At 71.0% G+C, this 13,212-nt stretch carries 9 protein-coding genes; 1 reads left to right on the top strand and 8 read right to left on the bottom strand.

Annotation, left to right across the window (positions count from 1 at the left end; all coding sequences use genetic code 11):
* From ACWIF2_RS19465 to ACWIF2_RS19435, 7 genes are all read right to left on the bottom strand, one after another.
* A complete protein-coding gene (locus ACWIF2_RS19465) occupies positions 1–1,293 on the bottom strand; it encodes an ABC transporter substrate-binding protein (RefSeq protein ID WP_454361748.1) in 1,293 nt (430 codons plus the stop codon).
* 307 nt (positions 1,294–1,600) lie between these two features.
* The gene (locus tag ACWIF2_RS19460) at positions 1,601–2,638 is read right to left on the bottom strand and encodes a LacI family DNA-binding transcriptional regulator (protein ID WP_454361747.1); all 1,038 of its coding nucleotides are present in this window, start codon (positions 2,636–2,638) and stop codon (positions 1,601–1,603) included.
* Positions 2,639–3,412: 774 nt separating this feature from the next.
* On the bottom strand, positions 3,413–4,429 hold the full coding sequence (locus ACWIF2_RS19455) for a 1-aminocyclopropane-1-carboxylate deaminase (RefSeq protein ID WP_454361746.1): 1,017 nt from the start codon (positions 4,427–4,429) through the stop codon (positions 3,413–3,415).
* A 27-nt stretch (positions 4,430–4,456) separates the two neighbouring features.
* Complete coding sequence (locus ACWIF2_RS19450; protein ID WP_454361745.1) at positions 4,457–5,098, bottom strand: GntR family transcriptional regulator; 642 nt, start codon at positions 5,096–5,098, stop codon at positions 4,457–4,459.
* Between the two features lie 110 nt (positions 5,099–5,208).
* The gene (locus ACWIF2_RS19445; RefSeq protein ID WP_454361744.1) at positions 5,209–6,792 is read right to left on the bottom strand and encodes a TROVE domain-containing protein; all 1,584 of its coding nucleotides are present in this window, start codon (positions 6,790–6,792) and stop codon (positions 5,209–5,211) included.
* A 354-nt stretch (positions 6,793–7,146) separates the two neighbouring features.
* Positions 7,147–8,598, bottom strand: coding sequence for an alkaline phosphatase PhoX (locus tag ACWIF2_RS19440; RefSeq protein ID WP_454361743.1), 1,452 nt, complete (start codon positions 8,596–8,598; stop codon positions 7,147–7,149).
* 178 nt (positions 8,599–8,776) lie between these two features.
* Entirely contained in the window at positions 8,777–10,204 is a 1,428-nt protein-coding gene (locus tag ACWIF2_RS19435) for a hypothetical protein (protein ID WP_454361742.1), read from the bottom strand.
* 303 nt (positions 10,205–10,507) lie between these two features.
* Here ACWIF2_RS19435 and ACWIF2_RS19430 point away from each other — a divergent pair, with 303 nt between their 5' ends.
* Positions 10,508–12,337 carry an endonuclease/exonuclease/phosphatase family protein gene (locus tag ACWIF2_RS19430; protein ID WP_454361741.1) on the top strand — a complete coding sequence of 610 codons (1,830 nt, stop codon included), beginning with the start codon at positions 10,508–10,510 and terminating at the stop codon, positions 12,335–12,337.
* A 47-nt stretch (positions 12,338–12,384) separates the two neighbouring features.
* Here the strand turns inward: ACWIF2_RS19430 and ACWIF2_RS19425 are convergent, their stop codons facing one another.
* Positions 12,385–13,026, bottom strand: coding sequence for an antibiotic biosynthesis monooxygenase (locus tag ACWIF2_RS19425; RefSeq protein WP_454361740.1), 642 nt, complete (start codon positions 13,024–13,026; stop codon positions 12,385–12,387).
* Positions 13,027–13,212 lie beyond the last annotated feature (186 nt).

Here is a 13,212-nt window from a genome sequence, read left to right as displayed (position 1 = left end):
TCAGCTCACCCCCACCCGGGACAGCGTGGTCTCGGCCGTGTTCACGGCGTCCCGCCACGCCCGGTCGGGGTTCTTGCCGAGCATCTCCACATTGGTCAGCTCCTGGAAGAACGGGGTGTTGGCGGTCTCCTCGTAGGGGCTGAAGTAGACGACCGGGGCCTTTTGGGCGGCCGGGCCGAAGACGTCGATGGGCTGCTGACCGCCGAAGAAGGGGTCGGGCTTGTGCATCGCCGGGTCCGCGTAGGCGGCCGGAGTGGTGGGGAACAGGGCCATCTCCTGGTAACTCTTGAGCTGGTTCGCGGGGCTGAGCAGCCACTTCAGGAAGGCGAAGGCCGCTTCCGGTTCCCGGCAGTAGCGGGTCAGGGTGACGTAGGAACCGCCGTAGTTGCAGGGGCCGTCGGGCAGCGTCGTCAGCCGCCAGGTCCCGGAGGTCTTCGGCGCGGTGTCCTTCAGGCCATAGATGGCCCACACCGCCGTGGTCATGGTGGCGACCCGGCCGCCGCTCATGGCCGCGTTGAAGTCGGGCGTACCGTCCGTGATCCGGGCGCTGAGCTTCTGCCGGAGGATCTCCACGGAGAGATCCCAGGCGCGGCGGACGTGCTCCTGATCACCGATGAAGCGGTTGTCGGCGTCCACGAACTGCTTGGGGCTCTGGAGCAGGACCTGCTGGAAGACGTTGCCGATGTTGCTCACCAGGTAGGGCTTGCCGGGCCCCTCGGCCCGCAGCGTCCGTCCGGCGGCGATGAACTTCTCCCAGGTGGGCACCCCTTCGGCGACATCCGCCGGTTCGTGGGGCAGTCCGGCCTTCTCGAAGAGGTCCCTGCGGTAGTAGAGCGCGGTGGGGCCGGCGTCCAGCGGGAAGCCGATCATCCTGCCCGTGGGGGTGAAGCAGGCCTTCCACTTCCAGTCGAGGTACTGGTCGCGGACGGACTCCGCGCCGAGTGTGCGCAGGTCGAGGAACTCGTTCTCGTCGGGGAAGAACGTGGCGAGGTTGTCGTTGTTGACGACCGTCAGGTCCGGGACGTAGGCGCGGGCGGCGAGGCTGGTGCGCACCTTGGAGTCGATGTCGCCGTCCGGGATCTGAGAGCCCTTCACCCGCAGCCCGGGCACGCCGGGGACGCCGCGCCTGGCGGTGGCGAGCAGTTTGTCGCTGAGCGAGCCCTTCCAGTACCAGAGGCTGAGGTGGTCCGTGCCGGCGGAGGCCGATCCCGCCTCGGTCCCGCATCCGGCCAGTCCGAGCAGGCCCGCTCCCGCGCCGCCCAGGGAGGCCCCCAGAAAGCGTCTGCGGGACATCGTTCGGTGTTCCATGGGCGCGCACTCGCTTTCCGGGCGTACCACGGCCGGAGGACAGCGCTGCCGCGGGCCCGTTCGCACGGGGATGGGGGGACGCTTCCGCGCTTCTGGGATGAGGAAGCGAAGACAACGATGTCGGCGGGCGCGTGGTGGTCGGGCCGACGGTCTCGCTATGGGGGTTTCTGGGGGGTCGTGAACGTTCACGTGAGCGTTGCCGTTGAGTATCGGGGCGCCCGAAAACCGGTGTCAAGGGAGCTGCGCGGCAGATCTGCCGACGGGCACGACGGCCCGGGAAGTCAGGGAGACGTCAGGCGGACTCGCGTACGACCAGTTCGGGAGTCACCCACGCGTCGGCGCCGCGCAGCGGCTCCTGACCGGCGCACAGCCGGGCCATCTGCTCGACCGCCAGCCGTCCCAGCCGCCGCTTGTCGATGTGCAGGGTGGTCAGGGCGGGGTCCACCAGCTCGCCCAGGGAGAGACCGTCGAAGCCCAGCACGGCCAGGTCGTCCGGAACCACGCGGCCACGGCGCCGGGCGGTACGCATCGCCCCGACCGCTATCAGGTCGTTGAAGCCGAAGACCGCGGTGATCTCCGGCCGGGCGTCCAGCAGCCGCTCCATGCCGGACTCGCCCCCCGTCACACTGTGCTCGGGGCACAGCACGATCCAGCTGTCGTCGACGGGCAGACCGTGCCGCCGGACCTGCTCGAGGAAGGCCTGCTTGCGGGCACCGGATGCACGCTCGCCGTCCAGCATGCCGATCCTGCGATGCCCGGCCCCGACCAGGTGGGCGATGCCCTGCTCGACACCGGCGGAGGCGTCGATGCCGACGGCCGCGAACCGGGTCTGCTGCGGGCCGCGCTCCAGGAGCACCAGCGGCACGCCCCCGAGGTGCCGGGTGAGCACCTCGTCCGAATCCTTGAAGTAGCCCACGACCGCGTCCGTCTGGTGGGAGAGCACGTCGAGCGCCTGCCGCTCCCTGGCCTCGTCGATCCGGGAGTCCCAGACGACGACCTGCCAACCGCGCTGCTCGGCCGCCTCCAGTACTCCGGCGGCCACCTCGGGGAAGAACGGGTTGCGCAGGTCCGGGATGACCAGGCCCGCCGTCACCGCGCCCTTCTGGACGAGACCGCGCGCGAACCGGCTGGGCCGGTAGTCCAGTAGCCGCGCCGCCTCCAGCACCCGTTCCTTGGTGCCCGGGTCGATCTCGCCCTTGTCGTTGACCGCCCGTGAGACCGTCTGGCGTGACACCCCGGCCAGGCGTGCGACGTCATGGATCGTGGCCCGGCGCCGGGCACCGCCGGGCCGCTCGTCACCCGGCTCCACCCGTTGTCTGTCGGTCCACACGATGGGCACTGTATCCGGCGCCGGACACCGCCCGGCAGGGGCAGCGGGCGGGCCACTCGGTCGCCGAGCCCGGTGAACAGCGTCAGCCGCGGGGCGCCGGGGGGCCTCCAGCCGGGAGTTCAGGGAGTTCGAGGGGGTGCGGGTCGGCTCGGCGACGACCTCAGCTCGGGCGGCGGCCGGCTTCGCCGTGACGGCGACGGAGTCGTCCACCGACCTCGTGAAGGCCGCGCGTTCGGATTGGACTGCCCAGCCAGGGGGAGCTGGGCCGGGCCGCCGCGGGCCGGGCAGGCCATCGGGCACAGGGACGACCAGGCCTGACCGGATGTAGGCGCAGCCGGATCGCAGGGCAAGCCGGACCGGATGGCCCGGCCGGATCGGATGGCCCGGCCGGACCGGATCGCGTCAGGCCGGACTCCGAGCAGGGCGAGCTGCCCGGCCATGCTGGGCCGGGGGCTGCCGGGCCAGGTCGAATGGCCGAACAGCGCCGAGCCACGCCGGATCGCCCGGCCGAGACAGGCGCAGCCAGGCCGCCGGGCCGGATCACCAGTCGGGTCGCACTGCCCGGCCGGGCCCATGAGTCCGGCCGGCCTTCTGAGCCCGAGTCGGCCCTCCGAGCCCGGCCGGGGGCCGCTCACCTCGGCGGCCTCGGCGGCGGGCCTCGCCGCCACGGCGGCCGTGCCCGCGCGGGCGGCGGCCGGAAGGCCCCGGCCGGAGGACGCTCCGCCGCGAACGGCGACCGCCACCCGGCGCCGACCACGGCGCCAAAAGGGCCCCTCAGAACAGCGCGCTGTACGCGTTCAGCGCCGGCTGCCCGCCGAGGTGGGCGTAGAGGACGGTGGAGTCGCGGCCGATCTCGCCGTTGGAGACCAGGTCGATCATCCCGGCCATGGACTTCCCCTCGTAGACGGGGTCGGTGACCATGCCCTCCGTGCGGGCGGCGAGCCGCATCGCCGCCAGGGTGGTCTCGTCTGGGACGCCGTAGATGCCCGCGTGGTACCGCTCGTCGAGTTCGACGTCGGACTCGGTCAGCTCGCGCTCGAGACCGATGAGCCGCCCGGTGTTGTGGGCGATCCGGGCGATCTGCGTACGGGTCACGGCCGGCTTGGCCGAGGCGTCGATGCCGAGCACGCGCCGGGGCCGCCCGCCCGCCTCCTCCAGCGCGGCGAACCCCGCGACCATGCCGGCCTGCGTCGACCCGGTCACCGAGCACACGACCACGGTGTCGAAGAAGACGCCCAGCTCCCGCTCCTGCCCCACCACTTCATGCGCCCAGGCGGCGAAGCCGAGGCCGCCCAGCGGATGATCGGAGGCACCGGCCGGGATGGCGTACGGCTTCCCGCCGCCCTCCTCGACCTCCCTGAGCGCCTGCTCCCAGCTCTCCTTGAACCCGATCCCGAACCCGGCCTTCACCAGCCGCACATCGGCCCCGGCCAGCCGGCTGATCAGGATGTTGCCGACCTTGTCGTACACGGCGTCGGGCCAGTCCACCCAGCTCTCCTGGACGAGCACGCACTTGAGCCCGGCCCGGGAGGCGACGGCCGCGACCTGGCGGGTGTGGTTGGACTGCACCCCGCCGATCGACACGAGCGTGTCACAGCCCTGGGCGAGCGCGTCGGCGACCAGGTACTCCAGCTTGCGGGTCTTGTTCCCGCCGTACGCGACACCGGAGTTGCAGTCCTCGCGCTTGGCCCAGAGGGAGGCGCCGCCGAGGTGCTCGGTCAGCCGCTCCAGGCGGTGCACGGGCGAGGGCCCGAAGAGCAGGGGGTACCGCTCGTACGAGGAAAGGGGCATGGGTCCTCCCGGGTTCGGGGGTCGGTCTCAGTCGGCCAGTTCTTCCAGGCCCCGCCAGATCTCCGCCGTGACGCGGACCGCCTCGGCCACGTCACCGGCCGCACAGGCCTCGATCAGCCGCTCGTGCAGTCCGGCCGAACGGCAGCTGCCGCCCTGGCCGAAGCGCCGTCGCTCCAGGCGTCGGATGAGCGGGGTGTAGCGGGCGACGGTCGCGGCGGCCGCGCGATTGCCGCTCACCCGGACGAGGACCTCGTGCAGTGCGTCGTCGGCACGCAGGGCCGCGTCCACGTCTCCGGCGCCGACGGCGGCGGCGAACCGCTCGTTGGCGGCGCGCATCGTCTCGATGTCAGCGGCCTTCAGCCGGGGCACGGCGACCCGCGTCACCAGCTCGTGCATGGCGCCGACCACGGCGGCGGCGTCCCGCACGTCGGAGGCCACGAGCGGTGTCACCCGTGTGTAGCTCTGCGGCTTGCTCTCCAGCAGCCCCTCGTCCGCCAGCCGGGAGAACGCCTCCCGCACCGGCGCCCGGGACAGCCCGAGCCGCTCCGCGAGCTCGGCGTCCCGCACCACCGCACCGGGCTCGATCTCCCCGGCCACGATGGCGTCCCGGATCGCCTCGTACGCCCGGTCCCTGAGCAGGGTCCGGGGCACGGGCCGGATGGCCTCCATGAACTGAAATGTTAGATGTCAGTCACCATCGCGAACAAGAGGCAGGGACAAGACCGCACCCCGGACGAGACCGTGGCCCGCACTCCCCACGCGGTGCGGGCCACGTTCTCTCAGGCCGCCCAGGGCCAGTGGGCGTCCCGGGAGGCCTCGATCAGCGGAACCATCCGGAAGCCCGCGTCCGAGAGCCCCCCGAACGTGTGCCGGTTGCCCTTCCCCGACGGGCCGTGGCCCGCCCGGTATCCGGCGAGGTTCCAGGTGTAGACCGGCACATCGGCCGGGATCTGCTCGGTCGGGTCACCCATGCGGTGGTGCGTGTACTGCTCGTCGGTGACGATCAGCACCCGGTCGTGCTTCCGGTAGTGCCGGCGCACCGCCTCCGTCGTGTCGGTGCCGCCCAGGTCGCCGAAGCGGTCCAGGATCTTCAGCACCGACTCGCCCGTGCGGAACCGCACGCGGTCACTCGTCGAGCCGAACTCGACCAGGTCCGCGCGCTGCGCCCGCAGCGCGAGCGCCGTACCGAAGACCGCCGCCGCGTCGGCGCGGGTGAGCTCAGAGCGGTCGGACAGCCGGGACCAGAACATCGAGCCCGAACGGTCCACGAGCACCAGCGTCCGGCCGGGCAGCGCGGGCACGTTGGCCAGCGAGTGGCCGAGGGCCCGCTCCAGCGCGTACGACCAGCGCAGCGACGGGGCGTGCTGGTACGCGGCGAGGTACCGGAAGGGGAACTGCCGCGAGCGCGCGACCTCCGCCGGGTCGCTGATCCGCGCGGCGACCCGCTCGGCGACCTCGTCGGACACCCCGGCCTCGTCGAAGTTCCGCAGGTTGCGCACGAGCGCCATGGTGCCCATGGACGGAATCACGGCCTCCCAGGCCGCCTTGTCCATCGGCCCCTGGAGCCAGCCCGCCAGCGTCTCCCACGTCATTCCGGCCGCGGCCAGCCGCTCGGCACCGCCCTCGGCGGTCACGACCGCCCGCCGCTCCTCGACCGGCAGCGCCATCAGCTCGCGGTGCGCGCCGAGGACACGGTCCGCCGCGGGCGGTACCGCGGTGTCGGGGTTGTGCCGCCGGTCGAGGGCGTAGCGGAACAGCTCGCCCTGCCACGGCTTGTCCGGATCCGGGGCCGCGTGCACGAGGTTGAGGATGTCGCCGAAGCGGTAGCCCTTGGAGGCGGTGTCGTACTTCAGCAGCGCCTTGCCGTGGTACAGGCGGCGCACGGCATCGGCGACACCACGCTTGACCGGCTTCGGCACGTTCCGCCCGTACATCGCGGTCCAGTACGCGAGCAGTTCGCCCGGCTCGTCCGGCCGCTGGAGCACCGAGGCGACGACCTGCCGGTTGGACGGGCCGTCGGTCGCGCCCGCGTCCAGCCGGGCCTTGACGTACTCGGCGGCGCCGACGACCGAGGCCGTACGCAGGTTGCCCTCGCCGCGCAGCCAGCCGAGCAGGCCGGCCGTCCATGCCGGGTCGGTGACGGCGAGTTCACGCACAAGCTTGGTGAAGCGGTCGTCGCGGTCGGCGCCGGTCTCGTAGAAGGTCTGCTGGGAGACGAAGTTCGAGACGGCGAGCAGAAAGAGCTCGGAGCGGGCATCCCGCTCCCGGCCACGGCCGCCCTCGTAGGTGCGCAGTACACGCCCCGTGGACGTCACACGCGAGACCGGACGCGCCCGCGCCGCCTTGCTGTTGAATCGCGCCATGATGAATTCCCCCGAATTCACTTGCTTACCAATTTCCGGGGGGAGACGCTGCATGCGAAAAAAGAGGTGGGCGCCCGAGAACAGAAGTCGGCGACGGACTAATTCAGATGCTCTACCCATTGAGCTACAGCGACCCGAAGTCGCTGACGGGACTCGAACCCGCAACCCTCCGATCCCAGGAAGTAACCGTTGCCTGCGCACCGGGCACCCACCACATGCTGCGCCTCCCGAGATCAAGTCGGCGGCGGCGTCGGATTCTTTGAGAGAGAAGTAGCCGCTGCCATCGCACCGGGAGGTGCGTGACGTTGTGATCTCACTGTAGGAGGCGCAGCGCGGGCCTTGCGACCGAATTAACTACCGCTTCTGGCGCTTCCAGGGGCCGGTGATGGCGAGCAGAATGCCCGGGTCCTGGATGTTGGCGTAAAGGGTCTTGCCGTCGGGCGAGAAGGTGACGCCGGCGAACTCGCTGTACTCCGGCTCCTCTTCGGTGCCGACGTTCAGGTCGTTGCGGGCGATCGGGTACGTACGGCCGCTCTCGGTTGCGCCGAAGAGGTGCGAGACGCCCTCGCCGTCCTCGGCGAGGACGATGCCGCCGTACGGGGAGACGGTGATGTTGTCCGGGCCGTCGAAGGCACCGTCCTTGGAGGGGTCGGGGTTCACACCGAGGAGGACCTTCAGCGTCAGCGTCCGGCGCTTGGGGTCGTAGAACCAGACCTGGCCGTCGTGCTGGACGGGGCTCTCCTCACGGGCGTACGAGGAGACGATGTAGGCACCGCCGTCGCCCCACCACATGCCCTCCAGCTTGCGGGCGCGGGTGACCTGGTCGTCCTTGAACTGCTTGCGCACGGGGGTGGTGCGGGCGTCGCGGTCCGGCACGTCCAGCCAGTCGACGCCGTACACGGTGCCGATCTTCGTGGCGCGGGACAGGTCGTCGACGAACTTGCCGCCGGAGTCGAAGCACCTGGGCGCCTGGAGGACACCGGCGTCGTCGGCGAGCTTGCGGAACTTCCCGGGGCCGTACTCGAAGCCCTTGGGCGGGGTCCAGCGGAAGAAGAGGCCATTGGGGCCGGAGGCGTCCTCGGTGAGGTAGGCGTGGCCGCGCCTGGGGTCGATGACGACGGCCTCGTGGTCGTAGCGGCCGAAGAACTTCAGGGGCTTGGGGCCGCGGTTGGCCCGCCGGTCGCTCGGATCGACCTCGAACACATAACCGTGGTCCTTGGTCATGCCGTTGACGCCGGCCTTGTCGGAGTTCTCCTCGCAGGTGAGCCAGGTGCCCCATGGAGTACTGCCGCCGGCGCAGTTGGTGGAGGTGCCGGCGATGCCGACCCACTCGGCGACCCGTCCGTCGGGGCGCACCTCGACGACGGTGCAGCCACCGGCGGCGGCCGGGTCGTAGACGAGGCCCTCGGTGAGCGGCACCGGGTGCTCCCATTTGGCGCGCGGGCCCTTCAGCTCGTGGTTGTTGACGAGCAGGGTCGTACCGCGGGGGCCGTCGAAGGTGGCCGTGCCGTCGTGGTTGGACGGCGTGAACTCACCGGACTCCAGCTTCGTCCTGCCGCTGTAGGTGAGGATCCGGTACTTGAAGCCGGCGGGCAGGGCGAGGATGCCCTTGGGGTCCGCGACCAGCGGGCCGTAGCCGACACCGTGCAAGGAGTCCGCGGACGCGTCCCCCGCGCTGTCGGTGTCGGTGTCGTAGGACGCGAGGGCGTTCGGTGCGGTGGCGAGGGCGCCGACACTGCCCGCCAGCGCGACACCGGCACCGGTGATCGCGGAGGTTCTGGCGAAGTCCCTGCGGGTGAGCGACATGGTGTCTCCTGTGACGGTGAGTATGCCGTGGAGGGTGGCGGACCTCGTTCGCCGTCACCGTGCCGTTCATCCATGAACGCCGGTTGAACAACGCCCCAGGGGCGCGGGGCTGTTCTGTTATGCGGCTCCGCCGCGTGGGCGCGATAAGCCAAGACGGCGCCGCACCCGCAAAGCAAGGTCAACCACCCTGTTGGGACCGCGCCTTGAACGCCGCCTTCCGCGCTTCCTTGGCAACCTTCTTGTCCGGATGCAACCGCCCCATCGCTTCCAGCACATCGGCCACAGCAGGATGATCCACCCGCCACACGGCCGCGAAGAACCCGCTGTGCTGCTGGGCGAGCCCCTGAACCAGCGCCCGCAACTCCTCGGAGTTCCCTTCGGCGGCAAGCTGCGCGGCCACCGTGTCGATGGTCAGCCAGTAGACCATCGCCTCGGACGGCGCGGGCACATCCGCCGCCCCGTGCTCGGTCAGCCACACCCGCGCGAGCCCGCCCAGCTCGGCATCGTCGAGCACCTCCCGCAGCGCAGGCTCGGCCGAGACGCCCACCAGGGACAAGGCCTGCTGACACCGCAGCCGCCGCAGCGGCGCACCGGCGTCCGCGCCACGGGCCGCCGCCAGCAGCTCCCGCGCGGAGGCGAGGGCGTCACGGCGGGCGAGCCACCGCTCGGTCTCGGCCTGCGCCGCGGCGGGCGGGAACGCCGCCGTGCCGTCGAGCAGCGCGTCGGCCCCCTTGTCCGCGAGGTCCCCGACCGCCGGTGCCTCGAACCCGGCCTCCAGCAGCCGGGCACGCATCCCGTACAGCCCGAGCGGGGTGAGCCGGACCATGCCGTACCGGGAGACGTCGGTGTCGTCGACGGGCGCCGCGGGCTCCTCGTCGGCATCGGCCATGAGCGCCTCGTCCACCGGCTGGTACTCCACGAACCCCACCGGCTCCAGCATCCGGAACTGGTCGTCCAGCCGCATCATCGCGTCGGACACCTGCTCCAGGACGTCGTTGGTGGGCTCGCCCATGTCGCTGGGCACGATCACCGACGCGGCCAGCGCGGGCAGCGGCACCGGCGCCTCGCCGGGCGTGTCCTCGCCGACGGTCAGCAGATAGAGGTTGCCGAGCACACCGTCGAGGAACTCGGCCTCGGCCTCCGGGTCCCAGTCGAGGGCGGAGAGATCGATCTCGCCGCCCTCCTCCGCGAGATCCGCGATCCCCTCCAGGTCGGGCACGCTCGCGTCGGCGAGCACCGTCTCCAGGGCCGCGAGCCACAGGGCGAGCACGTCCTGCGGCGAGCCACCGGTGAGCAGGGCGAGGTCCGCGCCCGCCCGGACGGTGCCCTCCTCCTCGTCGACGACCTCGACGAGCCCGGCGTCCAAGGCCACCCGCCACGCCTCACTGGCGTCGGCGGCGGCATCGTCCCCGCTCAGCCCCAGCGTCTCGGCCGCCACGGGCAGCTGCTCGTCGACGAGCCCTCCCCCGGCGTCGACGCGGGTGTCCGGCCCGGCCCAGCGGGCGAGCCGGGCGGCCCGGGACAGCAACGGCGTGGACAGTGCGGCACGTGCCAGCTCCGCTTCGGAGTGCAGCCGCACCGGCGGCAGGGGGGAGCTGTCTGACATCGGCTGATTCTCCTAGGGCGCCTCATACGACTCAGCCGCTCAGCCTAGACGGATTTCCACCCATGCCGCCCACTTCATCTCCCCGTCAGCCGCCGTACATGGCCGAAACCTTGACAAGTGACGTGACCAGGCTGGAGATTGACGCGCGTAGAAGTCGGCGGACAGTTGTTCACCGGGCCGGCCCCACCCCGCCCCCGTCCACCGCCCGCTACGCGCGTCACACCGCCCGCCCCACAGGTAGCGGCAGCTAGTCCACGCACCACTCTCGTCCCGGCACCTGTCATGTCCCCGGAGGGAATCCCGTTGCCGAGCAAGTCGTCCGCGCGTCTCGCCGCGCTCACCGTCGCCGCCGTGTGCTCCGCGGCATCCACGATCGTCCTCACCACCCCCGCGCACGCGGACTCGGTCCGCGTCCACGACGTCCAGGGCAGCACCCGGACCTCCCCGTACGCCGGGAAGCAGGTCACGGACGTGGCCGGAATCGTCACCGGCATCCGGACGTACGGTTCCTCCCGCGGCTTCTGGATCCAGGACCCGAGCCCGGACGCCGACCCGGCGACCAGTGAGGGCGTCTTCGTCTTCACCAGCTCGACGCCGAAGGGGGTCGCCGTCGGTGACTCCGTCACGGTCAGCGGCACGGTCTCGGAGTACGTCCCCGGCGGCACCGCCTCCGGCAACCAGTCGCTGACGGAGATCACCAAGCCCACGTTCACGGTCCTCTCCAGCGGCAACAAGCTCCCCGCCACGACCAGGATCGACGCCAGGTCGGTCCCCGCCACCTACGCACCGACCGGCGACACCACGGCGAACGGCTCGATCAACGCCCTGCCGCTCAAGCCCTCGAAGTACGCGCTGGACCACTACGAGGCGCTGGAGGGCATGACCGTCAGCGTCTCCGACACCCGCGTCGTGGGCGCGACCGACCCGTACACCGAACTCTGGGTGACGGTGAAGCCGCACGAGAACCGCAACCGCCACGGCGGCACGGTCTACGGCTCCTACGACGCCCAGAACACCGGCCGCCTCCAGATCCAGTCGCTCGGGTCGACGGCCGACTTCCCGAAGGCGAACGTGGGCGACACCCTCACCGGCACGACGGCGGGCCCGCTCGACTACAACCAGTTCGGCGGCTACACCCTGGTCGCGAGCGAACTAGGCACGCTCAAGACCGGCGATCTGAAGCGCGAGACAACCCGCAAGCAGCGCAGCGGCGAACTGTCGGTCGCGACGTACAACGTCGAGAACCTCGACCCGTCCGACGGCACTTTCGCCGAGCACGCCTCCGCGATCGTGAACAACCTGAAGGCGCCGGACATCGTGTCCCTGGAGGAGATCCAGGACAACAACGGCGCGACGAACGACGGCACGGTCGCCGCCGACCAGACCCTGACCAAGCTGATCGACGCGATCGTCGCGGCCGGCGGCCCGAAGTACGACTGGCGCTCGATCGACCCGGCGAACAACACCGACGGCGGCGAGCCCGGCGGCAACATCCGCCAGGTCTTCCTCTTCAACCCGGAGAGGGTCTCCTTCACGGACCGCGCGGGCGGCGACGCCACGACGGCCACCGATGTGACGAAGGTCCGCGGCAAGGCGCGGCTCACGCTCAGCCCCGGCCGTATCGCCCCCGCCGACGAAGCCTGGAAGAACAGCCGCAAGCCGCTGGCGGGCGAGTTCGCCTTCCGCGGCCGCACGGTCTTCGTGATCGCCAACCACTTCAACTCCAAGGGGGGCGACCAGGGCCTGACCTCCCAGTACCAGCCGCCGTCCCGCAGCTCCGAGACCCAGCGCCACCAGCAGGCCACGCTGGTGAACGGCTTCGTCAAGGACATCCTCGACACCCAGAGGAACGCGGACGTCATCACGCTGGGCGACATCAACGACTTCGAGTTCTCGAAGACCGCGAAGCTCCTCGAGGGCCGCGGCGAACTCTGGTCGGCGGTCAAGTCGCTGCCCCGCAACGAGCGTTACTCGTACGTCTACCAGGGCAACAGCCAGGTCCTCGACCAGATCCTGATCAGCCCGTCGATCCGCCGCGACTGCGACTTCGAGTACGACAGCGTGCACATCAACGCGGAGTTCAACGACCAGATCAGCGACCACGACCCCCAGGTCCTGCGCTTCCGCCCGTAACCCACAAGGGCCGGCTGAACAACCTCTTCAGCCGGCCCACCTCCCCCTCACCCGGGCACAAGCCCCAGAGCATGCCGATACCGGCTCCCGCCATCACTCCCTGACCCGGCCAAGGCATCGTCATAGGCCTGGTCACTCTCCCACTCGGCGTAACTCAGCACATGCTCACCATCGGTACTCAGATGGAAGTGAGCGGAGATCAGCCCCGCGTGCCCCGGATCGTCCCCCACACCCTTCACCACCAGGTCGGCCCAATCCTCCCGCCGCGCCCCGGCCCCCTCCTCGAAGTCGATCCGCTCGGTGACGATCACCCCCGGCACCCGCACGTCCCCGGCGGCCCGCTCCCGGCTGCGATACCGCCGGTACCGCCCGAGCCCCACGCGCTCGATCCCCGGCACGGCGGTGTCGATCTCGTCGACCCGCTCCTGCCGATGGGTCTTCACAAACGCCTCGAAGGCCTGCTCACCGCTCCACTGCGAGTGGTGCATCAGCGTGGACCCGTCACGCCCGGCGTACACGTGATACCCGAGCAGCCCATCAGCGGGCCAGGGCCGGCGCTCCCACGTACTCCCGATCGCCTCCACAGTCCGCTCCTGCCGCTCGGGCGTCCCCACGCGCCAGGTACTGAAAAGTGGGGCACCGATACGCGGGTCGGTGAGATCGGGGTGCTGCTCGGTCCGACGGCTCATTGAACACTCCAGTCACGGTTCGCCGAATGCATGCACCCACCTTTCAATCTCAACCTAGCTTGAGGTCAAGCGAGGGTTTCCGGGTGCACGGCGTCGGCGCTGAAGCCGGGTGGGCCCGCAACCCGGCGAAACGGGGTGCCGCTGCGCCCACCCGTGCCGCCCTTAGCGGCACGATTGCCCGCAGCT

The organism is Streptomyces sp. NPDC055506 (assembly GCF_053643595.1).
The sequence above is the reverse complement of the archived record's forward strand: the minus strand, read 5'-3'. Positions and strand labels throughout refer to the sequence as shown.

Excerpts from the sequence above, each read along its gene's own strand:
- ACWIF2_RS19465 (WP_454361748.1), bottom strand. The coding sequence starts at position 1,293 with ATGTCCCGCAGACGCTTTCTGGGGGCCTCCCTGGGCGGCGCGGGAGCG.
- ACWIF2_RS19455 (WP_454361746.1), bottom strand. The coding sequence starts at position 4,429 with ATGCCCCTTTCCTCGTACGAGCGGTACCCCCTGCTCTTCGGGCCCTCG.
- ACWIF2_RS19450 (WP_454361745.1), bottom strand. The coding sequence starts at position 5,098 with ATGGAGGCCATCCGGCCCGTGCCCCGGACCCTGCTCAGGGACCGGGCG.
- ACWIF2_RS19445 (WP_454361744.1), bottom strand. The coding sequence starts at position 6,792 with ATGGCGCGATTCAACAGCAAGGCGGCGCGGGCGCGTCCGGTCTCGCGT.
- ACWIF2_RS19440 (WP_454361743.1), bottom strand. The coding sequence starts at position 8,598 with ATGTCGCTCACCCGCAGGGACTTCGCCAGAACCTCCGCGATCACCGGT.
- ACWIF2_RS19435 (WP_454361742.1), bottom strand. The coding sequence starts at position 10,204 with ATGTCAGACAGCTCCCCCCTGCCGCCGGTGCGGCTGCACTCCGAAGCG.
- ACWIF2_RS19425 (WP_454361740.1), bottom strand. The coding sequence starts at position 13,026 with ATGAGCCGTCGGACCGAGCAGCACCCCGATCTCACCGACCCGCGTATC.